The organism is Halospina sp. K52047b (assembly GCF_008709855.1).
GTDB lineage: Bacteria > Pseudomonadota > Gammaproteobacteria > Pseudomonadales > Oleiphilaceae > Halospina > Halospina utahensis_B.
In genome coordinates, this window is sequence record NZ_VYJH01000003.1 from 159,057 (window position 1) to 185,506 (window position 26,450).

The 26,450-nt window shown below is 63.3% G+C and carries 26 protein-coding genes; 12 read left to right on the plus strand and 14 right to left on the minus strand.

The window, feature by feature from the left end:
* Nucleotides 1-87: 87 nt before the first annotated feature.
* Entirely contained in the window at nt 88-843 is a 756-nt protein-coding gene (phoU, locus tag F3089_RS05375; protein WP_151439807.1) for a phosphate signaling complex protein PhoU, read from the plus strand.
* A gap of 18 nt (nt 844-861) precedes the next feature.
* On the opposite strand, the gene F3089_RS05380 is transcribed toward phoU, so the two are convergent.
* From F3089_RS05380 to mnmH, 5 genes are all read right to left on the minus strand, one after another.
* Nucleotides 862-1,215, minus strand: coding sequence for a histidine triad nucleotide-binding protein (locus F3089_RS05380; RefSeq protein ID WP_151439808.1), 354 nt, complete (start codon nt 1,213-1,215; stop codon nt 862-864).
* 18 nt (nt 1,216-1,233) lie between these two features.
* On the minus strand, nt 1,234-2,514 hold the full coding sequence (locus F3089_RS05385; RefSeq protein WP_151439809.1) for an FAD-dependent monooxygenase: 1,281 nt from the start codon (nt 2,512-2,514) through the stop codon (nt 1,234-1,236).
* A 40-nt stretch (nt 2,515-2,554) separates the two neighbouring features.
* Nucleotides 2,555-3,082, minus strand: coding sequence for an aminoacyl-tRNA deacylase (locus tag F3089_RS05390; protein ID WP_151439810.1), 528 nt, complete (start codon nt 3,080-3,082; stop codon nt 2,555-2,557).
* Between the two features lie 108 nt (nt 3,083-3,190).
* On the minus strand, nt 3,191-4,027 hold the full coding sequence (locus tag F3089_RS05395) for a mechanosensitive ion channel family protein (RefSeq protein ID WP_151439811.1): 837 nt from the start codon (nt 4,025-4,027) through the stop codon (nt 3,191-3,193).
* Nucleotides 4,028-5,167: a tRNA 2-selenouridine(34) synthase MnmH gene (gene mnmH, locus F3089_RS05400; protein ID WP_151439812.1), complete on the minus strand. Its 1,140-nt coding sequence runs from the start codon at nt 5,165-5,167 to the stop codon at nt 4,028-4,030.
* Nucleotides 5,168-5,257: 90 nt separating this feature from the next.
* Between mnmH and F3089_RS05405 the strand changes: the two genes are divergently transcribed.
* Both F3089_RS05405 and F3089_RS05410 read left to right on the plus strand, forming a co-directional pair.
* Nucleotides 5,258-5,929: a class I SAM-dependent methyltransferase gene (locus F3089_RS05405; protein ID WP_151439813.1), complete on the plus strand. Its 672-nt coding sequence runs from the start codon at nt 5,258-5,260 to the stop codon at nt 5,927-5,929.
* Nucleotides 5,930-6,458: 529 nt separating this feature from the next.
* Entirely contained in the window at nt 6,459-7,328 is an 870-nt protein-coding gene (locus F3089_RS05410) for a response regulator (RefSeq protein ID WP_151439814.1), read from the plus strand.
* Here the strand turns inward: F3089_RS05410 and phoR are convergent.
* Genes phoR through F3089_RS05435 form a run of 5 tightly spaced genes read right to left on the minus strand, consistent with a single transcriptional unit; the run spans nt 7,306 to nt 11,429 of the window.
* A complete protein-coding gene (phoR, locus tag F3089_RS05415) occupies nt 7,306-8,613 on the minus strand; it encodes a phosphate regulon sensor histidine kinase PhoR (RefSeq protein WP_151439815.1) in 1,308 nt (435 codons plus the stop codon). The genes F3089_RS05410 and phoR overlap by 23 nt on opposite strands.
* A gap of 17 nt (nt 8,614-8,630) precedes the next feature.
* Nucleotides 8,631-9,323, minus strand: coding sequence for a phosphate regulon transcriptional regulator PhoB (gene phoB / locus F3089_RS05420; RefSeq protein WP_151439816.1), 693 nt, complete (start codon nt 9,321-9,323; stop codon nt 8,631-8,633).
* 60 nt (nt 9,324-9,383) lie between these two features.
* Entirely contained in the window at nt 9,384-10,280 is an 897-nt protein-coding gene (ubiA, locus tag F3089_RS05425; protein ID WP_151439817.1) for a 4-hydroxybenzoate octaprenyltransferase, read from the minus strand.
* Between the two features lie 26 nt (nt 10,281-10,306).
* On the minus strand, nt 10,307-10,852 hold the full coding sequence (locus F3089_RS05430) for a chorismate--pyruvate lyase family protein (RefSeq protein WP_225741682.1): 546 nt from the start codon (nt 10,850-10,852) through the stop codon (nt 10,307-10,309).
* A gap of 19 nt (nt 10,853-10,871) precedes the next feature.
* Entirely contained in the window at nt 10,872-11,429 is a 558-nt protein-coding gene (locus F3089_RS05435; protein WP_151439819.1) for a hypoxanthine-guanine phosphoribosyltransferase, read from the minus strand.
* Nucleotides 11,430-11,586: 157 nt separating this feature from the next.
* On the opposite strand from F3089_RS05435, the gene F3089_RS05440 reads away from it, so the two are divergent.
* From F3089_RS05440 to F3089_RS05460, 5 genes are all read left to right on the plus strand, one after another.
* The gene (locus tag F3089_RS05440) at nt 11,587-11,754 is read left to right on the plus strand and encodes a rubredoxin (protein WP_077529675.1); all 168 of its coding nucleotides are present in this window, start codon (nt 11,587-11,589) and stop codon (nt 11,752-11,754) included.
* An 8-nt stretch (nt 11,755-11,762) separates the two neighbouring features.
* Complete coding sequence (locus F3089_RS05445) at nt 11,763-12,926, plus strand: NAD(P)/FAD-dependent oxidoreductase (RefSeq protein ID WP_151439820.1); 1,164 nt, start codon at nt 11,763-11,765, stop codon at nt 12,924-12,926.
* A 29-nt stretch (nt 12,927-12,955) separates the two neighbouring features.
* On the plus strand, nt 12,956-13,816 hold the full coding sequence (locus tag F3089_RS05450) for an acyl-CoA thioesterase (protein WP_151439821.1): 861 nt from the start codon (nt 12,956-12,958) through the stop codon (nt 13,814-13,816).
* A gap of 103 nt (nt 13,817-13,919) precedes the next feature.
* A complete protein-coding gene (locus tag F3089_RS05455; RefSeq protein WP_151439822.1) occupies nt 13,920-15,494 on the plus strand; it encodes an inorganic phosphate transporter in 1,575 nt (524 codons plus the stop codon).
* 61 nt (nt 15,495-15,555) lie between these two features.
* Nucleotides 15,556-15,822 (plus strand): hypothetical protein, encoded by a 267-nt coding sequence (locus F3089_RS05460; protein ID WP_095615898.1) that lies wholly within the window; start codon nt 15,556-15,558, stop codon nt 15,820-15,822.
* Here the strand turns inward: F3089_RS05460 and panP are convergent.
* Nucleotides 15,816-17,486 (minus strand): pyridoxal-dependent aspartate 1-decarboxylase PanP, encoded by a 1,671-nt coding sequence (gene panP / locus F3089_RS05465; RefSeq protein WP_151439823.1) that lies wholly within the window; start codon nt 17,484-17,486, stop codon nt 15,816-15,818. The two genes, F3089_RS05460 and panP, sit on opposite strands and share 7 nt — an antisense overlap.
* A gap of 414 nt (nt 17,487-17,900) precedes the next feature.
* On the opposite strand from panP, the gene F3089_RS05470 reads away from it, so the two are divergent.
* Together F3089_RS05470 and F3089_RS05475 are read left to right on the plus strand one after the other, a co-directional pair.
* Nucleotides 17,901-19,949 carry a hypothetical protein gene (locus F3089_RS05470; RefSeq protein WP_202405685.1) on the plus strand — a complete coding sequence of 683 codons (2,049 nt, stop codon included), beginning with the start codon at nt 17,901-17,903 and terminating at the stop codon, nt 19,947-19,949.
* A gap of 144 nt (nt 19,950-20,093) precedes the next feature.
* Nucleotides 20,094-20,366, plus strand: a complete 273-nt coding sequence (locus F3089_RS05475; protein ID WP_151439825.1) for a hypothetical protein — start codon at nt 20,094-20,096, stop codon at nt 20,364-20,366.
* A 38-nt stretch (nt 20,367-20,404) separates the two neighbouring features.
* On the opposite strand, the gene F3089_RS05480 is transcribed toward F3089_RS05475, so the two are convergent.
* The 3 genes from F3089_RS05480 to F3089_RS05490 are packed head-to-tail and all read right to left on the minus strand — an operon-like array spanning nt 20,405 to nt 23,009.
* Nucleotides 20,405-20,695 carry a DUF503 family protein gene (locus tag F3089_RS05480; RefSeq protein ID WP_151439826.1) on the minus strand — a complete coding sequence of 97 codons (291 nt, stop codon included), beginning with the start codon at nt 20,693-20,695 and terminating at the stop codon, nt 20,405-20,407.
* A complete protein-coding gene (locus F3089_RS05485; protein ID WP_151439827.1) occupies nt 20,695-22,380 on the minus strand; it encodes an isovaleryl-CoA dehydrogenase in 1,686 nt (561 codons plus the stop codon). Before F3089_RS05485 ends, F3089_RS05480 begins: the two co-directional genes overlap by 1 nt.
* Nucleotides 22,377-23,009: a TetR/AcrR family transcriptional regulator gene (locus tag F3089_RS05490; RefSeq protein ID WP_151439828.1), complete on the minus strand. Its 633-nt coding sequence runs from the start codon at nt 23,007-23,009 to the stop codon at nt 22,377-22,379. Before F3089_RS05490 ends, F3089_RS05485 begins: the two co-directional genes overlap by 4 nt.
* Nucleotides 23,010-23,357: 348 nt before the next feature.
* On the opposite strand from F3089_RS05490, the gene hemB reads away from it, so the two are divergent.
* Both hemB and ppk1 read left to right on the plus strand, forming a co-directional pair.
* Nucleotides 23,358-24,335: a porphobilinogen synthase gene (gene hemB / locus F3089_RS05495; RefSeq protein ID WP_502707326.1), complete on the plus strand. Its 978-nt coding sequence runs from the start codon at nt 23,358-23,360 to the stop codon at nt 24,333-24,335.
* A 9-nt stretch (nt 24,336-24,344) separates the two neighbouring features.
* Nucleotides 24,345-26,447, plus strand: a complete 2,103-nt coding sequence (gene ppk1 / locus F3089_RS05500) for a polyphosphate kinase 1 (protein ID WP_151439830.1) — start codon at nt 24,345-24,347, stop codon at nt 26,445-26,447.
* Nucleotides 26,448-26,450 lie beyond the last annotated feature (3 nt).

Sequence of the window (26,450 nt, forward strand, 5' to 3'; positions counted from 1 at the left end):
GTGGCTTGAGGCGTGGCCTGATGTCATGGAACTGTCACACATCTGTCTTATCCTTCCCGTGGGTGACACATTGTCAGAGGCACAATAATGGTAAGTGATCGAGAGAACTATTCCCGCCACATTTCCCAGCGGTTCAATGATGAGCTGAGTGAACTCAAGAACCAGCTGCTTGAAATGGGCGGACTGGTCGAGAAACAGATTGGCGAGGCGGTTGAGGCGCTCGTCAGCAATGATGCGGATAAAGCGCAGGCCGTGCGTGACCGTGATCGCGAGGTGGACGACATGGAGCGCCGCCTTGATGAGGAGGCCATACAGGTGATCGCGCTGCGCCAGCCGGCCGCCAGTGACCTGCGCCTGGTCATGTCCGTGGTCAAGATGGTGGCGGACCTTGAGCGCATTGGCGACGAGGCCAAGAAGATCGCACGCCTGGCGCTGGAGATGACAGATGAGATGGATGACAGCATGAGCCAGCGCCGTTTCGTGGAGGTGCGCAATATCAGCGGCCATGTCCGGGCCATGGTGCGCAATGCCCTGGATGCCTTCGCGCGCTTTGATACCGAGAGCGCCCTGAACGTGATGCGCGAGGATGAGTCCGTGGACGAGGAATACAAGAGTTCCGCACGCGCGCTGGTCACGCACATGATGGAGGATCCGCGTGGTATCGGGCTCTGTCTCAACCAGATGTGGACGCTGCGGGCTCTGGAGCGGGTCGGTGACCACGCGGACAACCTGGCCGAGCAGGTGATCTACCTGGTCCGCGGTATGGACGTGCGCCATCGGCCGCTTTCCGAGACGGAACGGGAACTTGACGCTGACGGCAACGACTCGGGAAGCGCGGGCTGACCACCCGCGCCATGTGCCTCAGCCGTTGGGGAAGGGGGGCCAGCCCAGTGCCTTGCCACCGATCAGGTGCAGGTGGATGTGGTACACGGACTGGCCGCCGTGTTCGTTGCAGTTCATGACCGTACGGAAACCGTCCCCGTCGATGCCTTCCTCCTTGGCAATCCGGGCGGCGACGGTATAGAGGTGCCCCACCGTCTTCTCATCCTCTTCGGTGATGTCGTTGACCGTTGGGATGGCCTTTTTCGGGATGATCAGGATGTGTACCGGCGCCTGCGGGTTGATGTCCCGGAAGGCCAGGCACTGGTCGTCCTCGTGCACGATATCGGCGGGGATTTCACGGTTGATGATGCGGCTGAAGATGCTTTCGGACATGGGTTCCTCGCTTGGTTGTCAGGCCAGTCGTTTCAGCAGTGATTCAATGGGCGCGGGCAGCTGCTCGTCAATCCCCATGGCATAGCGGGTGACCCGTTCGCGCGCGAATGGCACCCGGCCCGCCAGCCCCAGGCCCAGGGTGCGCGCCAGATGCAGTGGCGGGGTGGTGTTGCTGAACAGGTGGTAGAACAGGTCCATGGCGTCCATCATCAGGCGGTTGCGGGGGCGGCGCTCCGCCTCGTAGGCGGCCAGCACTCGCGCCTTCCCGGGGTCACTCTGAGCGCCCGCCGTGCCCAGGCTGCGCGCCAGCGCGGCTGCGTCCTGGAAGCCGAGATTGACGCCCTGCCCGGCCAGTGGGTTGATGGTGTGGGCGGCGTCCCCGACCAGCACAACACGCCCATGGGCGTACTGGTGGGCATGTTCGCGTGCGATGGGAAAACGGCCCCGCGCCGGAGCGGCCTCGGGGTCCGGCAGCTCCAGTGGAAAGGTTCTGCGTATGGCGGCCAGGAGTCGGTCTTCCTCCATGGCCATCAGTTCATCCAGGGTTTCCGGCTGGTCGTACCAGACCAGTGAGCCCCAGGCGCTGCCATCCGCTTCGGGCAACGGCAGGTAGGCTTTGGGTCCCTGGGGGGTGAACATCTGCCAGGTGATGGTCTGGGCCGGCGGTGCATGGCGGATGTTGATAACCATGGCCTGCTGGCGGTACTGCGTGCGGCTGGTCCCGATGCCGGCCAGGCGCCGTGTTACGGAACTGGCCCCGTCCGCACCCACGACCAGAGCCACACGCAGCGTCTCACCGCCTTCCAGTGTGAGCGTGACGCCGTCTTCTGTCTGCTCCAGCGCCTGGAGTGATGCCGGGCAGAACCGGGTAATGCCGGTCTGCTGGCCCATCCGTTCCCAAAGGGCCCAGCGGGTTACGCGGTTCTCGACGATATGGCCCAGATGGTCGCGTCCGAGCCGGGCGGCGTTGAACTCGGTGCGTGCCTGCTGGGCCAGCAGCCGGCCGCCGGGCATGCTGGCGAGCGGTCCCGAGGCGGCCTCCCAGACCGCCAGCCGCTGGAAGGGCGCCATGCGCATTTCCTCCATGGCGGGCCATACGCCCAGCCCGCGCAGCCAGGCTTCGCTGCCGGCGCTCAGGGCGGAGACGCGCAGGTCGGGTTCGCTGTTGTCGGAGGGTTGTTCCGGGGTGCTGGGTTCGATTACGGCCACGCGCCAGCCGCCGGCTGCGCAGGCCAGTGCCAGGGCGGCGCCAACCATGCCGGCGCCGATCACGGCGATGTCGTGCTCGTGTTCACTCATGAGCGCAGTCTACGCCAGAGTGAACGACGGCAACAGGGGCTCAGCCGGCCTTGCGCGAGCGTCCGGGCCTGCCGGCGAGCCAGGCGGGACGACGGGCACCGGGCCGCAGGAAGCCCTGGCTGATGACCACCGGCTGGGCCAGTGCCAGGTAATCCCTTGTGGCGATCTGCATGGCCTCGGTATGGCTGCCCGCGGCGAAGGTGATTTCCGGCTGTTCCGCAAGGGTTTCGCTGCAGTAGGCCGTCATCCCGAAGAGGTTGCCGAAGGGGGGCATGGCACCGACTTCGCAGTCCGGGAAGCGGTCCGTGAAGTCCGCTTCATCCGCCAGTTCCACGAAGTCCGTATAGAGTACCTCCATCATCCGGTCCCAGCGGATCCGGAAGCTGGCTGGCATCACCAGCATGGCCATGCGTCCGTCCAGCTCGATGATGACCGTCTTGGCAACCTGGTCACCGGGCACGTTGCAGTGATGGGCAAGGGACTGGGCAGTGAATCCGGGGGGATGGCTCAGGCACTGGTACTCGGCACCGTGGGCCTTCAGGTGTTCAATCAGGGTCTGTACGGGCATGGCAACACCTCCTGGCATGGGGCTGTGACCCATGGATCCGGGGATCCTGATCTCAGGCTAGACCAACCCCGCCGGAGGTGTCCCGCAAAAAGGTTACATTTTGTACAATCAGCCCGCAGACTGGTAGTGGTGCACATCCCGCTGCGGATAGGGAATGGTGATGCCGTTCTGGTCGAAGGCCACCTTGATCTGTTCAAGCATGTGCCAGTAGCAGAACCAGAGGTCATCCCCATTGGCCCAGATGCGGACCTTGAGATCCACTGAGCTGTCACCGAGATCGCCCACCACGATCATCGGTTCCGGATCACGCAGGATGCGCTCATCCGTTGCCAGGGTCTTCTGGATAACCTCGCGGGCCTTCTGGATGTCATCGGTGTAGCTGATACCGATGGTCATATCCACACGGCGGTTCGGGTAGGCGCTGTAATTGGTCAGACTGGCGTTGGAGAGCGACGCATTGGGCATCACCACCTGGCGGTTGTCGAAAGTGTCCACCACGGTGTACAGGATCTGGATTTCCTTGACCGTGCCCAGAAAGCCCTGGGCCTCGATGACGTCGCCAACCTTGAATGGCTTGAAGATGAGGATGAGGACACCGCCGGCGAAGTTCGCGAGACTGCCCTGGAGGGCCAGACCGACGGCCAGGCCGGCGGCACCAAGGACGGCAATGAAGGAGGTCGTCGCGATACCGACCATGGATGCGACGGAGATCAACAGGATGATCTTGAACAGGATGGAAACCAGACCGGTCACAAAACGCCCGAGGGTTGGATCCTTGGCGGTCAGTTTCCTGTCGAGGGCGGTGACGAACCGGTTGATCAGCCACAGGCCGACGACCAGCGTGATGACGGCCAGCAACAGCTGCGGCAGGTAGTTCATGGCCATGCCTGCGGCCATTGATGTCAGCTCCTGGAGCTGTTCCGTATCCGGGATCATGCTTTCCATTCAGGCGCTCCTTATGGATGCTTGTTCTGTCAGCGGTTGCGTGTTGGCGTCCACCGCCCACTCAACCAGTTCCTCGAATCCGCCCTGTTTCAGAACACGGCCATCGCGCTGGTTGAGCTGGTAATCGTACATTGGATCGTAATAGTCCGTCAGCAGCGTCCGGATCCAGTCACGGTGGCGGTCCAGGTCGCCGGACTGCCACTGTTGCGACAGGGCTTCCTGCATTACCGCTTCCAGCTGCTGGTGGCGCAGTCCGCCCAGGCGCTTGCGGATACGGCCGAGTGCATCCAACAGAAAACCACGGAAGGCTTCAAAGCCAGTCTCCATTCCGTCGCGTTCCATGAAGGCTCTACTCATGTCGATGACGTAGTCCTCCAGAATGTTCTCGACACGCGTTGCCAATGGCTGTTCGAGCACCATCCGGGGGGATTCGCCCAGACGCTTCTGCAGAGGTACGGGCAGTACGCGCCTGCCGATCAGTCGCCCCTCATCCTCCACATGGATGGGGCCGCCACGGGCGTGGGCCTGGTAGAGTGCCGTGGCCACGGCGTTCTCGAAGCTGGCCTGGGTGGGCTGGGGGGTGAGCGTGCGCCCGAAGCTGGAGCCGCGGTGTGCGGCCAGCCCTTCCAGGTCCACGGGGTTGGGAAGCTGATGGAGCAGCCGCGTCTTGCCGGTACCGGTGCGTCCAGCGACCACCATCAGGGGCAGCCCGGGGATCCGGTTTTCGATCAGCTCATCCAGCACGAAGCGCCGCAGTGACTTGTAGCCCCCTTCAACCCGGGGGATGGTGACGCCGGCCTCATGCAGCCACTGCTGCACGATACGGGAACGCAGGCCACCCCTGGAGCAGTACAGTCGAGCCTCCGGGTGACGGTTCGCGAAGTCCACCCACTCGGCAATCCTGGCCTCGCGCACCTGGCCTCCGACCAGTTCATGGCCGAGCTCGATGGCCGCATTCTGACCGGCTTCCTTGTAGCGGATGCCCACCTGCTGGCGCTCGGAGTCGGTCATGAGAGGCAGGTTGTGCGCGTTGGGCAGCGTGCTCTCGGCGAACTCTACAGGCGCGCGTACGTCCAGGAACGGGCGCCCCTCGCGCAGCAGTTCGGCATAGTCGTTGGTAAGCGGGAGTTCGGAGGCCACGGTGATGATTCCGTTGTTGCAGTGAGTGCACAGTCTAACCCAGCTCCCGGCGCTTTACGCTACCCGGCGGGCCGGCTAGTATGCGCTGCCATGGAAAAGATCCCCCTCGATGCCCTGTTGCAGCGCAGCCTGCCACGTGCCCGGACCTGCTGGAGCCGGCCCGCCGGTTGCCCGGGGATCGAACTCTGTCTGTTTGATCCCGACTGCCTGGAGGGCCCGCTCAGCCACGAGGAGGCGCAGCTGGTTGTGGCCGAACCGGCCTATTGGTCGTTCTGCTGGGCCAGTGGCCAGGTGATGGCCCAGTGGCTGCTGGACAATCCGGAGCGCGTCGCCGGGCGGCGGGTGCTGGATTTCGGGTGTGGTTCCGGGATTGTAGCCATTGCCGCTGCCATGGCGGGCGCACGGGAGGTCATTGCGGCGGACATTGATCCGGACGCGCTCGCGGCCACTGACATCAATGCCCGCCGCAACGGCGTGACGGTGACACTGGCCGGAGACTGGCGCGATGAGGCTCGCCCCGAGGTGCTTCTGGCCGCTGACGTACTCTATGATCCGGAGAATCGCCCCATGCTGTGGGATTTCCAGGCCGGTGCGGATGCGGTTCTGATGGCGGACTCGCGGCTTCGGCATCTTGGCAATGAGGATTACCGGCTGATCACCACGGTGGAAGGGCGGACCTGGCCGGACCTCAACGAGTTTGAGGAGTTCAACCGGGTAAGGCTGTATTGGGCTCCGGGGGGCGGGCTGGACGGCGCTGCATAAAAAAGGGATGGCCGTGGCCATCCCTCAAACTGGCGAAACGCTTTCCGACGAAAGCGGTGGGCGTCCTGCCCGTTTACCACCTCCTGTGGATCCATCTCCGGCCTTCCCTGGCCAGCCGGCATCCGAGCCGGCCTTCTGGTTCAGCGTCCCTCAAGCATTACATCCCTTTATTCCATGCTTCCCCTCAGCTCCTCTGAGGAAACCATCCCTGTAACGTCCTTTCCCTGTCGTCCGCTGACAGTTGAAACAATACCAACTCAGGGACGGTTGTTGAGTGGGTCAATACCGACGGGCTGTCCGCTTCCAGCCACCCGGCTCATTAAAGCCTTTCATAATCAGCATCATACGAAGTTAAATCAGGTGAAATAGGTTGTTTCCGACGTGACAGAACAAGCATTTCCTACATCAGTGTAGGAAATCTCTTACACGCCTAATGGCAGAATGCTGACATCGGCAGAGCCACGGGCAGCAGCCGGCATTCAGGTCTATAGTGAGGGTATTCCCGCAAACCGATGTCGGATTACCCGCAATGAGCAAACTGAAGGCCCTGGTGGTGGACGATGCCAGCTTCGTAAGGGACCTGGTCAGGCGAACCATGCGTTCCCAGTTTCCCTCCATTGAACTCCATGAGGCGGCGGACGGGCGCAAGGCCCAGACGCTGATGGGGCGTGAACGCTTTGATCTGATCCTGTGCGACTGGGAGATGCCCGAGATCTCGGGCCTGGAGCTTCTCCAGTGGGCACGGGGCCACAGTCACTATGGTGAGACGCCCTTTGTGATGGTGACCAGCCGTGGCGACAAGGAGCATGTGGTTGAAGCCATCCGCGAGGGGGTTTCCGATTATCTCGGCAAGCCCTTCAGCCCGGAATCCCTGGGGAAGAAGGTACGCAAGGTGCTGGGCAGTCAGCTCGGCGATGACGGTCAGAAGGCATCAGCCTCCAGTGATGCCTTCCGCCAGTCGGCGGATCTTCTGACCGGTGGTGGCCGGTCCCAGAAAAAGGAAACCCCGCCACCGGCCGGGGAGTCCCCGGTTGAGAGCGGTAACGCCCCACAGCCCCAGACCGGTAAGCCGGCCGGTGGGGCCCGGGGCAGGGAGGCCACCATGGTTGATCTGCGCTTCTCGCAGGCAACGCTGAGAGGGGTGCTGCGGGCGGTTACCCTGAACGACGTCCGGGTCAGCGCCAGGCGCGATGACGCCATGCCGCAGATTCTGGAGCAGGCGGTGGTGGACGTGGATCTGGGAGACAGGATGGCGCGGCTGAACGGTTACGTCTATCAGCTCCAGGCCCAGGAAAAGGACCCGGATACGAAGTTTGTCCAGGTGGTGGTGCGGTTCGTGGATGATGACCCCCAGAAGCTGGAGGATCTGAGCCATTTCATTGCCCGTTTTCAGGGATGATGCGGTTGGCGGGCAGGTGGCAGCGGAAGGCGCTGCCGCTGTTGGGGGTACTGTCGATGCTCAGGTACCCGTCGTGGTTGTAGAGAATGTGCTTGACGATGGCGAGGCCAAGCCCGGTCCCGCCTGTTTCCTTGCTGCGGCTGGGGTCGGCACGGTAGAAGCGTTCCGTGAGCCGCGGGATGTGTTCCGGGTCAATGCCCGGCCCGTCATCCGTAACGCTGACTGAAATGCCTTCGGAACCGGCGCTGTAATCAATGCGGATATGGCCGCCTCCAGGGGTGTATTTCACCGCGTTGAAAATGATGTTGGAGAAGGCACTGCGCAGCTGTTCCGCGTCCCCTCGGATGCGGCGGTTGTCACCGATGCGCAGCTCGATCTCGTGTTCCTGGTCGCCGCTCAGGGCCATGGCGTCCTGCTGGATCTGGCGCAGCAGATCCGCCGGTCTGCATTCCGCGTCGCCGGTGTTGCGGTCGCTGGTCTCCAGCCGGGAGAGCAGTAGCAGATCCGTGATCAGCGCCTCCATGCGGTTGGCCTGGTGGCGCATGGCGTCCATCGGGCGCTGCCAGCCGGAAGGCATGCGGTCGGTCTGCTCGGCGAGCGTTTCCAGGTAGCCGCTCAGCACCGTCAGGGGCGTACGCATCTCGTGGGAGACGTTGCTGACGAAGTCCCGCCGCATCTTCTCCAGCTGGTAGAGCCGCGTTACATCCTTGATGGTGATGAGCCGGTCGTCCTCGCCGAAAAGGTTGATCTCGATCTGCAGCCGTGTGCGCGGACGGGCCGGGGATTCGATCTCCAGCGGCTCCGCATACGCCTTGGCCTCGAAATAGCTGCGGAACTCCGGGGTGCGGATCAGGTTGTGGATGTATTCACCCTGGTCCTGGGTACTGTTGAACCCGCACAGGTTTTCCGCCGCCCGGTTCCACCATTCCATGGCGCCGGCGGCATCGGTCATCACAACGCCGTCACGCAGGGCGTTGGTGGATTCCCGGATCCGGTTGATCATGCTCTGGAGTCGGTCGCGGGCCCGCAGGTGGCGTTTCTGGAGGCGGTAGATGTCGTCCAGGACCTCGCCCCAGAGTCCGGGGGCTTCAGGGGGCTCGGCCTCCTGGTTGCTGCGTTCGAGCCAACGGTGAAGGCGGTTCAACTGATGCAGCATCCAGCCGGCATAGACGGCCAGTGCCAGCGCAAGTACCAGGGCGGGGTGGCCGAGCAGCCAGCCCACCAGCAGGGGTGCTGTCAGCAGCAGAGTCAGCCGGCGCAGGTGCTTTTTAAGGCCTGTACTCATTGGATCCCTGGTGGCACTCACTGTTGGCGTGTGGAAAACCGGTAGCCGGCACCCCGGACCGTCTGCACGAGTTTTCCGTGGGCTTCACCCAGGACCTTGCGCAGGCGGCGTATGTGCACGTCCACCGTGCGTTCCTCCACGTAGATCCCGGCGCCCCAGACCTGGTCGAGCAGCTGTTCCCGGGTGTAGACCCGGTCCGGGTGGGTCATGAAGAACTGCAGCAGGCGGTACTCGGTGGGGCCGATATTGACAGATTCGCCGTCGATGGTCACCCAGTGGCCAACCGGGTCCAGGTGGATGCCGCCGATCTCCACCGGGGTATCCATGCCGGGCGGTGTGGAGCGCCGCAGCACCGCCTTGAGCCGGGCCACCATTTCCCGGGGCGAGAAGGGCTTGGTGATGTAGTCATCCGCGCCCACTTCCAGCCCCTGCACCCGGTTGTCCTCCTCGGTTCTGGCCGTGAGCATGATGATGGGGATCTCGGCGGTGCCTTCGTCGCGCTTCAGGCGCCGGGCCAGGTCAATACCGGAGGTGCCGGGCAGCATCCAGTCGAGGATGATCAGGTCCGGGCGCTCATCCACGATCAGGCTGTGCGCCTGGCGGGCATCGCCGGCCTCAAGGTAGTGATAGCCCGCCATCTCCAGTGCCACGGCGATCATCTCGCGGATGGAGGCTTCATCATCAACAATCAGGACGGTTTTTTCGGCCATGGATGTTACATCTCTGTCGGCTCAGTTACCGCGCTATTACACAGCCTTATTATGACAGAATCATGACAGGGCCAGATCCAGTGCCAGCCCCAGGAACATCGCGAACCCGGCCCAGTTGTTGTTCAGGAAGGCGCGGAAGCAGCTGTCCCGATCCCGGCTCTGGATGAGCCACTGCTGGTAGCCGAAAAGTCCGCCCATGGTGAGTACCCCCAGCACAAAGAGCGCCCCCAGTTGGGCCTGGAAGCCGACCAGCAGCAGGGTGAGCAGGGTCGTGGCCTGGAGGACGCCCACGGCGGCGCGGTCCATGTCTCCGAAGAGCACGGCCGTGGACTTGATGCCGATCCTGAGGTCGTCATCCCGGTCCACCATGGCGTACAGGGTGTCATAGGCCACCGTCCAGACCAGGTTGGCGATGTAGAGCAGCCAGGCAATGCGGGTGACCTCGCCGGCCTCCGCCGCCCACGCCATGGGGATGGCCCAGGAGAAAGCCGCCCCGAGCACGATCTGGGGAAGGTGCGTGTAACGCTTCATGAACGGATAGATGAAGGCCAGGGACACGCCGCCGAAGGACAGCCAGAGCGTGAGACGGTTGGTGAAGAACACCACCATCAGGAAGGACACCAGGCAGAGGCCCAGAAACAGGGCGATGGCCTCGCCAGGGCGCACACGGCCGGTGGCGAGGGGGCGTTCGCGGGTGCGTTTGACGTGACCGTCGAGGTTGCGGTCGGCGAAGTCGTTGATGACGCAGCCGGCGGCGCGCATGAAGAAGACCCCGAGGGTGAAGATCACCAGGTTGGCCAGGCTCGGGAAGCCGTCGGCGGCCAGCCACAGTGCCCACCAGGTGGGCCAGAGCAGGAGCAGGCTGCCGATGGGCCGGTTGATCCGCATCAGCTGTATGAAATCCGGCAGGCGCTCACGCGCCCGGTCCAGTGCCGGCTGAAGGCGTGTCGTCGTCATGGTTCCCTGTCCGTTGCGGCCCGTGACTAGAGTGGTCGGAGGCTGTCCCCGTGGGTCGGGTGACGGCGCACGGCCTGGTCCCTGATGTCGTCCCACAGAGGGGGCAGGAAGCACTCCGTGACCAGCAGGGTACCTTGGCCGCGGCGGAAACGCGAGCGTCGCGCCGGGTACTGGGTGGCGTGCCCGAGCGGCTGTGCCTGGCCGCAGGTGAATGCCTCACGGGACCAGGGATGGCGGCCGAAAAGCGCGGAGCCCAATGGGCGGTTACCCAGGTGGCGAAGGCGACGGTTCGGGCCTTCCAGACAGTGGAGCGGGATGACCGTGCGCGCCTGTACCCATGGGGTGTCGTCGCCAATCAATTGCACGTCCCGAATCCACGCCTTCTGGCGGGCTGGAAGGCCAAGTTCCCTGGCTTCGTCCGCTTTCGGAAGGCGATAACCCTCGCGCAGGACGCGCACCCGGAAACGGTGGCGGGTCAAACCACGCAGCAGCCGTGTCAGGGAACCACGATGCCGGACCACCCGGCGCTGGTATCGGGGCAGCCAGTGCCAGGGGCGCGGGCGAAACCCCATGGTGGTTCCCTCCATTGGCCTACAGGCCCCGGACCGCGTAGATGCCCGGTGCGTTGCGCCAGTAGCCCTGGTAGTCCATGCCGTAGCCGAACAGGTAACGGTCTGGGGTCTGCAGGCCGATGAAGTCCGCCTCGAAGCCCGGCTGGCTCTTGCGGTCGTGATGTTTCTCCACCAGTGCCAGTGTCCAGACCCGTTCTGCGCCTTCAGTCTGGCAGGCTTCGGTCAGCGCGGCCAGGGTGTCGCCCTCGTCGAGGATGTCGTCAACGATCAGCACCGTGCGTCCGCTCAGCCGGGTCTGCGGGTGAACCTTCCACTCCAGCTCCCCGCCGGTGGTGTTGCCCCGGTAACGGGAGAGCTGGGCGTAGTCCAGCTGCAATGGAAAGGCTAGGCGGGGCAGAAGCTGGCCCGCAACCACCAGACCCCCGTTCATGATGCAGAGGATGAGCGGGTCCTGGTCGCCGATGGTGGCGGTTACTTCACCGGCCAGTCGATCCATGGCCTCACTGACCTGGCCTTCCGTGTAGATGCAGTCGGCCTCGTCGAAAACCTGTTGCATTTCAGCTGTGTTCCGGGACATGGCTGGACGCGCTCTCCGCGGTCAGGGGTGGATTTGAAAGGCGCGAGTATAACGCCGCGGTGCCGGATTGTCCCGATTCTGACACTGTCGGGTGTAATCCGGGGGTAGTGTTTGGTTAGAATGCGCTCCATATTTGTCATTCGTTAAGGAGTAGGCCATGAAAAAGTGGCAGTGCGTAGTCTGTGGATTCATCTACGATGAGGCGGAAGGCTGGCCCGAGGATGGCATTGAGCCGGGCACCCGTTGGGAGGACGTGCCCGAGGACTGGACCTGCCCGGACTGTGGTGTGGGCAAGGAAGACTTCGAGATGGTCGAGATCGACTGAGCCCGCCCATGAGCCATAATCAGACCCTGCCCATCGTCATCATTGGAACCGGACTGTCCGGCTACACCCTGGCCCGGGAGCTGCGCAAGCTCGATACGGAAACGCCGCTGGTGCTGATCACGGCCGACGATGGGCGCAGCTATTCCAAGCCCATGCTCTCCAACGGCTTTGCCAAGGGCAAGACCGCGGACGAACTGGCCCAGGCGGACGCGGATACCCAGGCTCAGGCGCTCAATGCACGCATCATGACCCATACCCGGGTTGAGGGCATTGATCCGGAGGCTGGCCGGATTACAACGGACGCCGGAACACTCGACTATGGCCGTCTGATCCTGGCCTGGGGCGCGAACCCCATCCGTATCCCACTTGAAGGCGATGGCATGGACGCCCTCTATCAGGTGAATGACCTTACGGACTATGGCCACTTCCGTGAGGGTGTGGCCGGGGCGCGCCGGGTTGTGATCCTGGGGGCTGGTCTGATCGGCTGTGAGTTCGCCAATGACCTGATCAACGGTGGCTTCGAGGTGGAGGTGGTCGCGCCGGATCCGCGGGTTCTTCCGGCGCTGCTTCCGGAAGCCGCATCGGAGGCGGTACGGGCCGGGCTGGAAGAGGCCGGGGTCCGGTTCCACCTGCAACACAGTGCCAGCGCGGTACATCGAACCAGTGAGGGTGTCATTGTCACCCTGGATGACGGGCGCGTGATTGAGGCGGATCTGGGGGTGGCGGCCGTGGGCCTGCAACCGCGGACGGAGCTGGCGGACGCTGCTGGCATCCAGTGTGGTCGGGGCATCCGGGTGAACCAGTATCTGGAGACCAGCGCCCCGGGTGTCTATGCCCTGGGGGACTGCGCCGAGGTCTGCGGGCACGTGCTGCCCTACGTCATGCCCCTGATGGCAGCGGCGCGAGCGCTGGCAAAGAGCCTTACCGGCGAGCGCACCCCGGTGCACTACGGCAGCATGCCGGTGACGGTGAAGACGCCTGCCTGCCCCGTGGCCGTGTGCCCGCCCCCGGCGGATGCGGCCGGCGAATGGCACGTCGAGGGCGAGGGCCGCAGCCTGCGTGTCCTGTTCCGGTCGGAAAACGGCGATCTGCTCGGCTTCGCGGTCACCGGTGACTGTGCGGGCGAGAAGCAGTCGCTGTCGAAGGAAGTGCCGGCCATTCTGCCGGCCTGAGAATCAGGTTGATAACGGGAACCGGTGGTATGGAAGAGGTAACGCGCAAGCTTGTGGGGCTGCTGGATGTCGCGCCGCTCGGCGACGACCATTTCAGTGGTGAAAGCGATGATCTCGGCTTTCCCAATGTGTTCGGCGGCCAGGTGCTCGGCCAGGGCCTGATGGCCACCAGCCGTACCGTGGAGGGGCGCCTGGCGCATTCCATGCACGCCTATTTCCTGCGTCCGGGCAACCCGCATCGTGGCATCGATTATGAGGTCCAGCGCGTACGTGATGGCGGAACCTTCAGCGTGCGCAGGGTGATCGCCCGCCAGGATGAGCGTGAGATCCTCACTGCCATGGTCTCCTTCCAGATCGAAGAGGAAGGTTTTGAGCATCAGTTTGATGCGCCCACTGCACCGGATCCGGAAACGCTGACTTCCGAGCAGGCGCTGCGGGAACAGGTGCGTGACCTGATCCCGGAGGAACGGCGCGAGCAGATGATGAAAGAGCGCGCCATCGACATCCGCCCGGTCGAGCCCGAGGATCCGCTCAGGCCGGAACCCGCGGATCCCGCGCGCCAGAGCTGGTTCCGGGCGCGTGGTCCGCTTCCGGACGATCCGGTCCTGCACCGGGCGATCCTCGCCTATGCCTCGGACTTCGGATTGCTCGCCACCTCCATGCGACCCCACGGGGCCGGGTTCTCAACGCCGGGCATGCAGGTGGCAAGCCTGGATCACGCGCTCTGGTTCCACCGGTCCCTGCGCCTGGATGACTGGCTGCTCTACGACATGGACAGCCCCAGTGCTTCTTCCGGGCGGGGCATGAACCGGGGCACGCTCTTCAACCGCAGGGGTGAGCTTGTGGCCTCCGTGGCACAGGAGGCGCTGATTCGACAGCGTAAGGGGTAAGGCGCCACCGTCTTCAGAGCGTGACGGAGGTTTCATTTCTGTGACAGGCTCCATTATAGTGCGCGTGCGAACAACCATTCGACGTGCCCAGTGGTGACGACTCATGACCCAGCCAGCCGTTCCTGACTCCGCTGCCGATTACCTTGCCTCCGATGCCTCCGCCGCCCGTCTTTTCCGTCTGGGCGTGGGGAGCCTGTTCCTGCTCCTGATATGGGCCTTCATGCATTTCGGCGGGCTGACCGTTCCCGGTTCCCCGCTCTTGCTGGTCGCCGCGCTTTTCGGCGGCTACATGGCCATGAACATCGGGGCCAACGACGTAGCCAACAATGTTGGGCCCTCGGTGGGCTCCGGGGCCCTGACCATGACCGGGGCCGTCATCATCGCCGCCATCTTCGAGGCTGCTGGCGCGCTGATTGCTGGTGGCGAGGTGATCAGCACCATCAAGGGTGGCATCATCAACCCGGAGATGGTGGGCGACCCCCGCAACTTCATCTGGCTGATGACCGGGGCGGTGCTGGCTGGTGCCATGTGGCTCAATCTGGCAACGATACTGGGGGCGCCGGTCTCCACCACGCACTCGATCGTGGGTGGCGTGCTCGGGGCCGGGCTGGCCGCCGGAGGGTTGGCCATTGCGAACTGGGGCGTGATGGGCAGCATCGTTGCGTCCTGGGTTATCTCGCCGATGCTGGGTGGCCTGATTTCCGCGGCTTTCCTTTATCTGATCAAGCTGACTGTGCTTTACAAGCAGGATCGGGTGATGGCGGCCCGGCGGGTCGTGCCCTGGCTGATCGCGGTCATGGCCTGGGCTTTCGCCACCTATCTGGTCATCAAGGCGCTGCCTGAGATCTGGGACGCCAGCTTCCTGGAGGCCGCAGGCGTGGGCCTGGTGATCGCAGCCATTGCCTTCCAGGTGGTGCGGGCCGGCATTGTGCGCCAGGCGGCGACCATGGCCAACAGTATTGAGGGTGTGAACGGCCTGTTCACCATCCCGCTGGTCTTCGCGGCGGCGCTGCTTTCCTTTGCCCACGGCGCCAATGACGTGGCCAATGCCATTGGCCCGGTGGCGGCCATCAACGAGGCCATCACCAGCGGTGACATTGCTGGCCAGGCTCCCATCCCGCTGTGGGTTATGCTGCTGGGGGCCGTGGGGCTGGCCGTGGGGCTGGCGCTCTACGGGCCTCGTCTGATCAAAACTGTCGGCAGCGAGATCACGGAACTGGACAAGACCCGCGCCTACTGCATTGCACTGGCAGCGGCCATTACCGTGATCATCGCCTCCCAGCTGGGGCTGCCGGTGAGCTCCACCCACATTGCGCTGGGCGCCGTCTTCGGCGTCGGCTTCCTGCGCGAGTTCCTCAAGACCAACTACGCCAGCCGTCTTCACGGCATCCTGGAGCATCACCAGGGGAACGACCGGGAACAGCTTCAGGCGTTTCTGGATGATTTCCGCCGGGCGTCCGTTGAGGAGATGGAGGCCATGATCCGCCAGGCGAAGGAGAAGCAGACGGAAGTGCGCCTGAAGAAGAAAGAGCGCAAGCGCCTGAAGAAGATCTACCAGGAGGAGATGGTCAAGCGCCACCTGATGCTCAAGATCGTGGCCGCCTGGGTGATCACGGTGCCGGCCTCCGGGCTGCTGGCCGCCATGTTCTATTTCACGCTGCGCGGCATTTTCGTCTGATGCATTGCTATACTGGGGCGGATGAATCCATCCAGTAACCGCCCCAAGCCAGGAGAGATTGATGACAACGCCGACTGAAAGCCGCCAGCAGAAGGTCATTGATGAACTCAGGGGCTTCATCCGCAAGGTTCTGAGCGAACCTACAGTGGCTGCGCGCTGCATGGAGATCGCCCGTGAGCATCGCCAGGAGCGCGACGCCCGGGAACGGATCGCCAGGGAGATCAGCGCCGAGACCATTGTGCGGATTCCAGAGGCCCACAGTGAGGCGGATGAGATCTTCCTGGACGTGATCGAGGATGTACTGGAAGAGGAGCAGGCGCTCTACTGAGCCGCCTGTTCCGTGCCTTCCAGAACCGACGCCACGGCGGACTCCAGCGCCCGGCGCTCCCCGGCAATACGCTCTTCGCGCGCGATGCCCGACTGCTCCTCCAGCATGTCACTGAGGATGTCGTGTGTGGTCAGCGGGTTGGCCAGAACGACCCGGAATACCACGCAGGGATAGTGGTTGTGCTGGGCCGGCTCCAGCTGGGTCCGTGAGACAAAGGACTTGCCGCGCTCCCGTTGGGTTTTCTGAATGAATCGGGTGATGCGGTTGAGGCTGGCGTTGATGCGTTCCGCCGCAGCCCCGTCTGCCCGCGCCAGTGCTTCCTGGGTGCGGGCCGGGCAGTAGCGGTAGGTGAGGATGTTGAGCTCGGGTTCGGTGATCAGCTCGAAATCATCGTGCTCGCGGATCATGGCTGCAAAGGACCGGGCCTTCTCAATGCCCTGGTCGACCAGGATCTCGTAGCCTTCCCGTCCGATGATGCGCAGCCCGGAATGGATCAGCATGGCCATGCCGGGGCGTGAGCCTTCCAGGGTGGTGCTGCCCAGGTCCTTGGATCCCTTGCGGATGATGTACTGGGCGTGATGCTCGATCACACTCACCGATGCCGGATTGCGGAACAGCACCATGCCCGCGCCCTGGGGCGTGTAAAGCTGCTTGTGGGCATCAATGGTGACGGAGTCCGCCTTCTCGATGCCCTTGAGCCGGTGCCGGTGCTGGCGGGAGAACAGCGTGGGCCCGCCCCAGGCCGCATCCACATGGAAGTGGGCCCGGAATTCCTGGGCGATATCCGCCAGGGTCTCCAGTGGGTCCACGTGCCCGGTTTCCGTGGTGCCGGCAATGCCCACAATCGACAGGACCTTGATCTTCTGGCGCTGGAGCTCCAGGCAACGGTCGCGCAGTGCGTCCGGGTCGATGCGATTGTTGGCATCGGTGGCCACGGGGATGAGATTGTCCCGGCCGATCCCGAGCACATCGGCTGCCTTGGTGAGCGAGTAGTGCCCCCTTGAGGAAACGAGCACCGCAGCCCCTTCATGGCCGTAGAAGCGCAGCGCGCGGAAAAGCCCCTCTCGATGAACGCCCCGGAACCCGCCCTCAGGCGGAAAAGCCTGGTTGCGTGCGACCCACAGCGCCGTGAGGTTGGCAATGGTGCCGCCTGAACACATGGCGCCGAGGGCGTGATGCGGGTCATGCATCCACTGCCGGTACCAGGCGTCCTCGCAGCCATAGACCAGATGATGAAGCATGCCCAGGACCTGGCGCTCCAGCGGAGTGAAGGCCTTGGAGGTCTCGGTCTTCACCAGATTCTGGTTGAGGGCGATCATGATCTTGGACAGCGGCAGCATGAAGTAGGGCAGCGCCGAGGTCATGTGCCCCACGAAGCTGGGTGATGCTGTGTGCACGGACTGCGAGACCAGCTTGTCCAGAAGGAACTGGGCCTGCTCGGAAACGAAGATGGGTTTCTCCGGAACGCGGGGGTCCTGGAAGTCTTTCTCCATTTCACCCATTTCGCGTTCCACGGCCACGATGTGGTCCTGCAGGAAGCCGGTCAGGTTCCTGGATATGTCCTGGTCCAGACGGCTGAGCGTCGAGTCCGGGGCTTCCGGGATGGTGAAGATCCGGTACATCGCCTCCAGACTGGCTTGTGCGGTTTTTCTCTGGCCGCTCATGACTGCTCGGGCTCCGGTGGGTTGCAGGGCGTTCATCGTCAGGTGCCCAAACCAGAAAGTATAAGGACTGAGCGTACGCCAGACCAGCATCCGCCGCCTGCGGCGCTGGGTTCGGGTATGTGTCGAATTGCAACCGATGGATTGCGAATTGCGCTGGACAAGCTATCTTGATGGAGGGTGAAAATCCAGTAATCTGCCCTCCATTCAGCGCGGCACAGAGACAGGTATCAGGTCATGAGCGAGTCGAACACGACGACCGGGGAAGATCACACGGAGCAGTCGGCCGGGGAGCCGACCGGCGACCAGAAGACCGGCCGTGCCAGCCAGGCCAAATCCAGCGGCAAAGGCAAGTCGGGCGGGACGCGCCGCCGTTCAGGCACTGGTGGCCAGAGCAGTACGTCACCGGAGCCCTATATGTACTTCACCGAGAAGGATCTTGACCAGATCCTGTCGAACCTGGATGAGCTCCGGGCCAATGTGTTCCCCAATACCATTACCGGTGCGGCGCCGGACAAGACCGGGCGCAATGACCAGGTTTTCCCGTCCGTATGCCTGATCGGGCTGGGCCGGTGCGGCTCCAACATCGCGCTGGACGTTGCCGCGCTGGTGCACAGTGCGCGCACCTATTACCTGCAGGAGCTGAACAGCGAGGAGCGGCGCAGCCGTGAGAAGGAAGTGGGCCCGATGCGCTGGATCCGCAACAGCCTCAACCTGCCCACGCCGAACTCGGTGAAGCCGGTATTCCTGATCGAGCCCATGGTGATGCTCGGTGATCTGGACAAGGACATTGAGGGCCGCATCCAGCTGACCCATAACAAGGAGGACGACAACTACCTCCTGGACGACTACAACAAGCTCAAGATCATGGATCTTTCCGAGGTTCACGCCGGTGGTGCGGGTAACGCGCCCATCCTCGGCCAGTACCTGGCCAAGATCATCCTCAACAAGGATACCCAGCAGTTCAGCAACGAGGACTGGAAGTTCATCCACTCCTATCTGATCGACTCCTGCGGTATCAAGGCGAACCAGTCACGCCTGTATTTCTACATCTTCTCCGCTGGTGGCGGCACCGGTTCCGGCATGGCCTCAGAGTTCGGGCTGGCGCAGCAGTACGCCTACATGCGCAAGACCTTTGATCCCAAGCTGGAGGACACTGGCATCCAGAATCAGGATCACGCCTTCATCTTCGAGCCCATCTTCACCAGTGGCATCTGCATCCTGCCGAACATCCAGGACAACCAGGTGGAGATGTCCGAGGCGCTGCACATCAACGCCGGTCGCCTGCTGTGCAAGTATCTCTCCGAGGAGTGGGACTTCTCCTACAACTTCGACACGGAGGAGACCAGCGATGAGAACATGATGAACCGCATCCGGCCCTGGAACGCCATGATGCTGATCTCCAACGACATCATGCGCTACGCGGAGCAGACGGATGACGGCAACATCCAGTACGTGGATGTGAACGCGATGGAGAAGTACGCCAACCAGTACATCTCCCAGCAGATCTTCAACATCCTCACGGCCCAGGCGGTGACTACCGACTACGACGAGGACTACTTCCGCCGTGCCGGCGTGGACATCGGCGAGACCATCCGCCTGGACGCCAACGACCTGTTCATGAGCCTGGCCGGGCCGGTGGCCGTGGCCTATGCGGAGTCCGTGGTACCGACCACGCCCCATGATGTCAGCGACCGTAAGCGCTTTGATGAGGAGTCGCGTCTGGACATCGATGACCTCTTCTACCGCTCCATCGACCTGCCGCATTTCAACAAGGTAACCCAGGCCATCGAGGGCGTGAGCCTGTTGCCGATCGAGTCCGAGCGCTACCGTGAGCGGCTCAAGCGCTTCCGGGACTCCGGCTACAACGCCGAGACCCTGAGTGACCTGCATTTCTTCCAGAACTGTTCGTCCATTGTCTCGATCGTGTCACTGCCCAAGGACTACAAGCTCTCCTATGTGGACCTGAACCGGCTCAAGACACACCTCAACGCGCTCTTCCCGAACACCACGCTCAAGCGCTACGCACTGGTGATCGGGGCTTCGGCGAACCTCTCGCTGACCACCCTGGTGGTCAAGAGCCCGTGCCTGAGCGACGACTTCCTGACCCTGATCACGGCCTACATCAAGCGCTGCTTCGCCAACGAGAGCTCGCGCTTCGATGACACCCTGGATCGCAGCATGCTCCAGTTCATCAAGAACGAGGAGTTTGATGAAGAGCTGGTGGATCAGATGCTCAACGAGTTCGAGAACCCGGCCAAGATCCTCGATACCAACTGGTACGCCATCAAGCCGATGTATGAGAAGAAGTACCGGGAGATGTGCCACGACCGGAGCAACTTCGTCTCGATCAACGACATCCGGCTGAACCGGGACAACATCAAGAAGGCGATCAAGTACCTGCGCGAAATCTACAGGCACAAGATCAGCAAGACCCAGATGATCTCTCTGAACGACGATCTGTGAGGCATGGCGCCCGGCTGCAAGTCGGGCGATCCTGGGTAACGCCCTGAATAAGCTGAATTAATGGTAATAGGGCGGTTATTGCTGCCGTGCGTAAACAAATGTAAAAGTCTGCGGCACATTCCAAGTCAGAAGGAAAGTGTCGTTATGAAACGCGAATGGATTATTGGCCTAACACTCGTGGCTGCACTGGGTCTCGCCGGTTGTGGTGATGATTCCTCAATGGAGGAAGCCGGTGAAGAGATGGAAGAAATGGCGGAAGATACCGCTGACAGTGCGGAGGAAACCACCGAGGATATGACTGGCACCCAGGAAAACGCCATGGAGCAGGCTGAAGAGACTGCCGAGGAAACCGGGGAAGAAATGGGTGAGGCAGCCGAGGAAGCCGGAGACGGTATCGAGGAGAGTACCGACGAGTAACGGCGCTACCGTTCCTCGCGCAGGCGAAGCTGGTTGCCTCAGTCGATCTCGACCTGGGTGTCGAGGATGGGGGCATCAATCCGCGCAAGGATGGCTTTTTCGACTTCCTGCAGGCGATGCTGGAGCAGTCGGGGATCCGGGCCGGTGGTGACCACGCTCCAGGTGGCCAGGCCGGGGTCGTCCTGGTCGGCGATCTCGGCCACGGCCAGATCCGGTTCCCTGCCCCAGATCCGGCGCATGGCCGAGAAGACGCGTTTCTTGTCCCGCACGGTTTCGCAGCCGTAGACCTGGAAATGCAGGGTCATGACGCCCAGGTGCGGGTGCTCCATCAGTCCTCCACGCTGGGCGTCGCGCGCTCGATGATGGCCGCGCAGTCGACGTCGTCCGGCAGGTTGCCGAACTGGAAGTGGTCGCGATGGCGGAGTCGGCCGGCACAGAAGCCTTCGGCGACCGTCGTGTTCTCGCCGCGCAGCAGCAGCGAGGCCTGGATGGCCAGCGCCATGCGGTCCGTGAGGTTGCGGGCGCGGTATTCCAGGTTGTCGCTGTTGCGGAACTCATCCTCGAGTTCGCTGGTGAACGCGTCAAAGTCCGCGTTCATGCCCGGGGCCCGGTTCACTTCCGCGAAGAAGCTGTCGAGCACGCCGGGTTCACGGTTCATGGCCCGCAGAACATCCAGGCACTGGACGTTGCCGCTGCCTTCCCAGATGGCATTGACCGGCGATTCGCGCAGCAGGCGTGGCATGATGCAGTCCTCCATCAGCCCGCTGCCGCCGATGCACTCCATGGCCTCGTAGGCGTGCTGGGGTGTGCGCTTACAGATCCAGTACTTGCCCACCGCCGTGACCAGGCGCACCAGGTTGCGTTCCTCCGGGTCATCCTGGTTGTCCATCGCGCGAGCCATGCGCATGGTCAGTGCCACCGAGCCTTCGCTTTCCAGAGCCAGGTCTGCGAGCACATTCTGCATCAGCGGCTGCTGGTTGAGCCGGCCACCGAAGGCGTCCCGGTAGGCGCAGTGGTGCAGCGCCTGGGCCGCGGCCTGGCGCTGGCCGGCGGCGGAGCCGATCATGCAGTCGTAGCGGGTCATGGCGACCATCTCGATGATGGTGGCCACGCCCCGGCCCTCATCGCCCACCATCCAGGCGTGGGCGCCTCTCAGTTCCGCCTCGCTGGAAGCGTTGGCGACGTTGCCCATCTTGTTCTTCAGGCGCTGGATCTGCATCGCGTTCTTTGTACCGTCCGGGCGCCAGCGCGGCATCAGGAAGCAGCTCAGTCCGCCCGCGGCCTGGGCCAGAACCAGGAAGGCATCGCACATGGGCGCTGATACGAACCACTTGTGTCCTACCAGCTGGTACGCCTTCCCCGGGCCCTCCTCCGCCAGCGGGTAAGCCCTGGTGGTGTTGGCGCGTACGTCGGAACCACCCTGTTTCTCGGTCATGGCCATGCCGATGGTGACCGCCTGTTTTTCCGAATCCGGCACATTGCGGGGGTCGTAGTGGCGGCTGAGGATCTTGGGCAGCCAGTATTCCGCCAGCTCGGGCTGTTTCCGGAGCGCCGGTACGCAGGCAAAGGTCATGGTGATGGGGCAGCAATGGGCTGCTTCCACCTGGCTGTGCATGTAGTAGCGCGCGGCACGAACCACGTGGGCGCCCTCGCCGGGGTCGGTCCAGGGGGCGCTTTGCAGGCCGCCTTCCAGCGCCATGGTCATGAGCTCATGATAGGCGGGGTGGAAGCGCACTTCGTCGATGCGGTGGCCAAAGCGGTCGTGGGTATGGAGTTCTGGCTTGTTGGCGTTGGCGCTGTGGCCCAGATCAATGACATCCGAGCGGCCGGTGATGGCGCCGTAGACGTCCAGTTCGCTCTCTGCCCGCGCGGCGCCTTCGCGCCGGATGGCTTCCTGGAGGGCCAGGTCCTCGCGGTAGAGGTTGTAATCCTCAAGTGCGGGGGGCTGATTGAAGACTTCGTGGGTGTCCGCCAGGAAGGTGCTGTCCTGGTTGGTCTCAAGGGGGGCGTTCATTGTTGTTGTCCTCCGGGTGCTCGTACGGCCTGCAGGCAGAGCCTTACGACGTCATGGATCAGCTGGTCGGCCTTTTCCCTGTCGAGCCCGTCGGCGGCGGGTGACAGGGGACCGACCAGTGCTTCGGCAATGGCACCGACCGTGGCGGCACTGCTGAGTTTCGGGTTCTGATCCGGGCGGAAGCATCCCTCGCGTATGCCCCGGACCAGGGTCTGTTCAAAAAGTTCCGCATAGGCCTGGCGGTAACGCAGGCGTTCCTCGTCGACCAGGGGGTCAACCGGCTCGGCAATCAGTGCCCATGCCATGGTGGGCGAGCGGATGGCTCTTCTGGCAAAGACTTCCAGCGCTTTGGCCAGTGCCTCATCAGCAGGGCCTGTGGTGTTCAGCGCTTCACCGACACGCTTGACCTCCACTTCGGTTGCATGCCGGAAAACCTCCGCAAACAGGTCACTCTTGGACTCAAAATGGCGGTAGACAGAACCAATGGCGACACCGGATTCCTCGGCAACCCGCGCTACGGAGGCGGCCCCGAAGCCACCTGAAGCGACCAGACTCTGGGTGGTATCGAGGATGCGCTGGCGTGTGGCTTCCTTGCGGGCCCGCATGCGTGGCGTTTCGCGATAGGCCATGGATGCTCCTGAATCCGGGGCAATCTACAATGATTGAATAACAATTCAGTTCTTACGTCAAGCTCTGTCGGAGATAAGAGGAATCCGTGAAAAAGCCGGGCACAGAGGCCCGGCGGAGCAGTACTTCAAGGGATAGCGGTCAGGTGCGTTCAGGCCCCTGACCTGACTTACAGTCTAGCTGCTGCAGCTGGCCCGGGCCCGCGCTGCAACAAAAAATCACATCCTCCGGCTGGCCGGAAACCTGCCCGGCTTGCAGGCGCTCTCTGGCATAATGGTGCCAGCAAGGCCATGAGCAGCAAGAGGAGACGGACAGTGACCCGCCACAGCCGAGAGTTCCCAGCAACCCGCATGCGCCGTAACCGTCGTGACGGATTTTCCCGTCGCCTGGTGCGCGAAACGCACCTGGGCGTGGATGACCTGATCTACCCGGTCTTTGTGCTGCCGGGCGAAGGGCAGACGGAGCCGGTTCCCTCCATGCCGGGGGTTGAGCGCCACAGCATTGACCGGCTCCTGGTTCATCTGGAAGAGGTGGTGGAGCTGGGAATACCGGCAGTGGCGCTGTTTCCGGTCACGCCTGCGGAGCGCAAGAGTGAGGACGCCGCCGAGGCCTGGAATCCGGACGGTCTGGCCCAGCAGGCGGTGCGGGCGATCAAGCAGCGCTTCCCGGAACTGGGGGTCATGACGGACGTGGCTCTGGATCCGTTCACCAGTCACGGCCAGGATGGGATCATCGATGACAGCGGTTATGTGCTCAACGATGAAACCCTGGTAGCGCTGGTGCGCCAGGCGGTTTCCCACGCCCGGGCCGGGGCGGATGTGGTGGCGCCCTCGGATATGATGGACGGGCGCATTGGCGTTATCCGTGAGGCGCTGGAAGATGAAGGTTGTGTGAACACCCGGATCATGGCCTATTCTGCCAAGTATGCCTCCAGCTACTATGGGCCCTTCCGGGATGCGGTGGGCTCGGCGGCCAACCTGGGTGGCGGCGACAAGCGGACCTACCAGATGGATCCGGGCAATCTGGGTGAGGCCCTGGAAGAGGTGGCGCTCGACCTGGGCGAGGGCGCGGATATGGTCATGGTCAAACCCGGTATGCCCTACCTGGATGTGATCAACCAGGTGCGCAATGAATTCCGGGTGCCGGTTTTCGCCTACCAGGTCAGCGGCGAGTACGCCATGCACATGGCCGCCGGCGAGAAGGGCTGGCTGGACGCCGATGCGGTGATGATGGAGAGCCTGACCGCCCTGCGCCGTGCCGGTGCCGATGCCATACTCACCTATTTCGCGGTCAGGGCTGCACGCCTGCTCAGGGGCACCAACGCATAAGGACGCATCATGAACCAGGCGGTAACCGACACCAGTAGCCTGCAGCTGCCGGACCTCAAGGCGCCGGAGAACTATTTCAATCGCGAGATCAGCCACCTGCAGTTCAACTACCGGGTGCTGCGTCAGGCCTGTGATGAAAGCCATCCGCTGCTGGAACGGCTCATGTTCTGCTGCATCTTCAGCAGCAACATGGACGAGTTCTTTGAGATCCGGGCCGCCGGTCTGCGCCAGCAGCTCAAGTACGGTCGGGAAGTGCCCGGCCCGGATGGGCGGGCGCCGCAGCAGACTTTGAGCGAGATCGCCGATGTTGCCCACCGTTATGTGGAGGAACAGTACCGGATCCTGAACGAACGGATCATTCCGGAACTTCGCGAGGAGGACATCCACTTCGTGCGTCGGCGGGACTGGACCCGGGCCCAGGCGGACTGGGTGGCACGCTATTTCCGGGATGAGATCATGCCGGTGGTTAACCCCATCGGGCTGGATCCATCCCATCCGCTGCCGCGACTGGTGAACAAGAGCCTGAACTTCATCGTGGAACTGGACGGTAAGGACGCCTTCGGCCGGGAGACCGGCATGGCGATCGTGCCTGCGCCGCGTTCGCTGCCCAGGCTGGTGCGGCTGCCGGACGAGGTGTGCACCAGTGGCGACAACCTGGTGTTCCTGTCCTCCATGATCCACGCGCACGCCAACCTGCTGTTTCCCGGTATGCGCATCAAGGGCTGCTACCAGTTCCGCCTCACGCGCAACGCGGACCTGGAACTGGAGGATGATCTGGAGGATCTGGCCTCCGCCCTGCGGGGTGAGCTTCTGAGCCGGCGCTTTGGCGATGCGGTACGCCTGGAGGTGGCGGACAACTGCCCCCGCCACCTGGCGGATTTCCTGCTGCGCCAGTTCGGCCTGACGGAGCGCGAACTCTACTGGGCCAACGGTCCTGTGAACCTGGCGCGCCTGACCGCCGTCAGCGATCTGGTGGACCGCCCGGACCTGCAGCATCCCCCCATGACGCCGGGTCTGCCCAAAACCCTCAAGGGCCGTGAGAGTACCCTGGATGCCGTGCGTCAGCAGGACATACTGCTGCTGCATCCCTACGAAAGTTACTCGCCCGTGGTGGATTTCCTGCGCCAGGCCGCCCGGGATCCGCAGGTGCTGGCCATCCGTCAGACCCTGTATCGCACCGGCGCTGACTCCGAGATGGTGGAGGCCCTGGCCGAGGCGGCACGACGGGGTAAGGAAGTGACGGCGGTCATCGAGTTGCGGGCCCGTTTCGATGAGGCGGAAAACCTGGAGCTGGCGAGTCGGCTCCAGGAGGCCGGTGTGATCGTGGTCTACGGCGTGGTGGGCTACAAGACCCACGCCAAGATGATCCTGATCGTGCGCCGGGAGAACGGGCGCCTGAAGCGCTATGTGCATCTGGGGACCGGCAACTACCACGCCGGCAACGCGCGGCTCTATACCGACTACAGTTTCATGAGCTGCGACGACGCCCTGGGCGACGACGTCAACAAGATCTTCCAGCAGCTGACCGGCATGGGCAAGACCCTGCGCATCCAGAAGCTGCTGCACGCGCCCTTTACCCTGCACAAGCGGGTGCTGGAGATGATTGAGCGTGAGACCTCCAATGCGCTGGCCGGCAAACGCGCGCGCATCATCGTCAAGGTCAACGGCCTGACCGAGGCGGAGGTGATCCGGGCGCTCTACCGGGCCTCCTGCGCCGGGGTCCAGGTGGATCTGATCGTGCGTGGCATCTGCTGCCTGCGCCCCGGGGTCGAGGGGCTCTCCGACAACATCCGTGTGGTTTCCATCATCGGGCGCTTCCTGGAGCACAGCCGCGTCTACTGGTTCGCCAATGCCGGGGAACCGGAGGTCTACTGCTCCAGCGCCGACTGGATGGAGCGCAACCTGATCAGCCGGGTGGAAACCTGCTTCCCGATTGAGGACCGGCGGCTGGCGCGGCGGCTGCGCCGGGATCTGGAGGTGTACCTGAGGGACAACGCCCAGAGCTGGGAACTTCAGCCCGACGGCAGTTACATTCAGCGCCAGCCGGCTGCCGGGGAGAAACGTGTGGCCAGTCAGCAGGCGTTGATGCAGCGGCTCACGGGGTCCAGCTGAACC

Excerpts from the sequence above, each read along its gene's own strand:
- F3089_RS05435 (WP_151439819.1), bottom strand. The coding sequence starts at position 11,429 with ATGTCCCGGAACACAGCTGAAATGCAACAGGTTTTCGACGAGGCCGAC.
- F3089_RS05430 (WP_225741682.1), bottom strand. The coding sequence starts at position 10,852 with ATGGGGTTTCGCCCGCGCCCCTGGCACTGGCTGCCCCGATACCAGCGC.
- F3089_RS05380 (WP_151439808.1), bottom strand. The coding sequence starts at position 1,215 with ATGTCCGAAAGCATCTTCAGCCGCATCATCAACCGTGAAATCCCCGCC.
- F3089_RS05480 (WP_151439826.1), bottom strand. The coding sequence starts at position 20,695 with ATGGAGCACCCGCACCTGGGCGTCATGACCCTGCATTTCCAGGTCTAC.
- F3089_RS05385 (WP_151439809.1), bottom strand. The coding sequence starts at position 2,514 with ATGAGTGAACACGAGCACGACATCGCCGTGATCGGCGCCGGCATGGTT.
- hemB (WP_502707326.1), top strand. The coding sequence starts at position 23,358 with ATGCGCCGTAACCGTCGTGACGGATTTTCCCGTCGCCTGGTGCGCGAA.
- F3089_RS05490 (WP_151439828.1), bottom strand. The coding sequence starts at position 23,009 with ATGGCCTATCGCGAAACGCCACGCATGCGGGCCCGCAAGGAAGCCACA.
- F3089_RS05445 (WP_151439820.1), top strand. The coding sequence starts at position 11,763 with ATGAGCCATAATCAGACCCTGCCCATCGTCATCATTGGAACCGGACTG.
- F3089_RS05470 (WP_202405685.1), top strand. The coding sequence starts at position 17,901 with ATGTACTTCACCGAGAAGGATCTTGACCAGATCCTGTCGAACCTGGAT.
- F3089_RS05405 (WP_151439813.1), top strand. The coding sequence starts at position 5,258 with ATGGAAAAGATCCCCCTCGATGCCCTGTTGCAGCGCAGCCTGCCACGT.
- F3089_RS05410 (WP_151439814.1), top strand. The coding sequence starts at position 6,459 with ATGAGCAAACTGAAGGCCCTGGTGGTGGACGATGCCAGCTTCGTAAGG.
- phoR (WP_151439815.1), bottom strand. The coding sequence starts at position 8,613 with ATGAGTACAGGCCTTAAAAAGCACCTGCGCCGGCTGACTCTGCTGCTG.
- F3089_RS05450 (WP_151439821.1), top strand. The coding sequence starts at position 12,956 with ATGGAAGAGGTAACGCGCAAGCTTGTGGGGCTGCTGGATGTCGCGCCG.
- F3089_RS05395 (WP_151439811.1), bottom strand. The coding sequence starts at position 4,027 with ATGGAAAGCATGATCCCGGATACGGAACAGCTCCAGGAGCTGACATCA.
- phoB (WP_151439816.1), bottom strand. The coding sequence starts at position 9,323 with ATGGCCGAAAAAACCGTCCTGATTGTTGATGATGAAGCCTCCATCCGC.
- panP (WP_151439823.1), bottom strand. The coding sequence starts at position 17,486 with ATGAGCGGCCAGAGAAAAACCGCACAAGCCAGTCTGGAGGCGATGTAC.
- phoU (WP_151439807.1), top strand. The coding sequence starts at position 88 with ATGGTAAGTGATCGAGAGAACTATTCCCGCCACATTTCCCAGCGGTTC.
- F3089_RS05390 (WP_151439810.1), bottom strand. The coding sequence starts at position 3,082 with ATGCCCGTACAGACCCTGATTGAACACCTGAAGGCCCACGGTGCCGAG.
- F3089_RS05475 (WP_151439825.1), top strand. The coding sequence starts at position 20,094 with ATGAAACGCGAATGGATTATTGGCCTAACACTCGTGGCTGCACTGGGT.
- F3089_RS05485 (WP_151439827.1), bottom strand. The coding sequence starts at position 22,380 with ATGAACGCCCCCCTTGAGACCAACCAGGACAGCACCTTCCTGGCGGAC.
- F3089_RS05455 (WP_151439822.1), top strand. The coding sequence starts at position 13,920 with ATGACCCAGCCAGCCGTTCCTGACTCCGCTGCCGATTACCTTGCCTCC.
- F3089_RS05460 (WP_095615898.1), top strand. The coding sequence starts at position 15,556 with ATGACAACGCCGACTGAAAGCCGCCAGCAGAAGGTCATTGATGAACTC.
- ppk1 (WP_151439830.1), top strand. The coding sequence starts at position 24,345 with ATGAACCAGGCGGTAACCGACACCAGTAGCCTGCAGCTGCCGGACCTC.
- F3089_RS05440 (WP_077529675.1), top strand. The coding sequence starts at position 11,587 with ATGAAAAAGTGGCAGTGCGTAGTCTGTGGATTCATCTACGATGAGGCG.
- ubiA (WP_151439817.1), bottom strand. The coding sequence starts at position 10,280 with ATGACGACGACACGCCTTCAGCCGGCACTGGACCGGGCGCGTGAGCGC.